1 protein-coding gene is annotated in these 604 nt (G+C 42.7%); it reads left to right on the top strand.

Features of this window, described 5'->3' with window-relative positions:
- On the top strand, positions 1 to 516 hold a 516-nt coding region (locus R7Z47_RS25725), incomplete at its 5' end, for a CHAD domain-containing protein (protein ID WP_318130878.1).
- Between the last annotated feature and the right edge of the window lie 88 nt (positions 517 to 604).

The following is a 604-nucleotide window of genomic DNA, read 5'->3' as shown; positions in this document are numbered from 1 at the left end:
GCATCACTTTCTTACCAAGCGCATTGCGCTGTGGTTCGAAACAGCCTTGAGCGCACTAAACAATACGACTTGCTAAAAAACGACATTGAATTAGGGACGTTCTCAAATCAAAAGATTGCCGACCAGTTTAGAAAAGTAAATAAGTCACAAAGAAAAATCTCGCCCGCGAGTAAAGACGATGTCATTCACACATTACGCATTAAATGCAAAGCTCTGCGCTACCTGCTGGAGTGCTTCTCTGCTCTCTATCCCGCGCAACAACACAAAGAAAACGTGACGCAACTTAAGCTGCTTCAAGACAAGCTCGGCGACTTCAATGACACTTCGACTCAAATTGCGTTTTTCACCCAGCTCCGCAAAGACAAACGCTACAACAAACCAGATCGCCAAGTACTCAAATCTCTGATTATGGAAATAAAACAGGCTCATGAGCAATCTCGGCAATCTACCTTACTTCGTCTAAAAAGTTTTGATTCATTTATCAATGACGCTTCGACGTTAGAGATTTACCGTTAACCACGAGGATTGAACCGGTAAAACATTCTGCTGATGTTCACGTGTTCTTCACACTCGCTCACTAGAGTATAAGGTTGGACAGTTTTAA

This window comes from Vibrio sp. 1641 (assembly GCF_033339995.1).
Lineage (GTDB): Bacteria > Pseudomonadota > Gammaproteobacteria > Enterobacterales > Vibrionaceae > Vibrio > Vibrio alginolyticus.
Note: the sequence above shows the minus strand (reverse complement) of the source record. Positions and strands in the feature narration are given on the sequence as shown.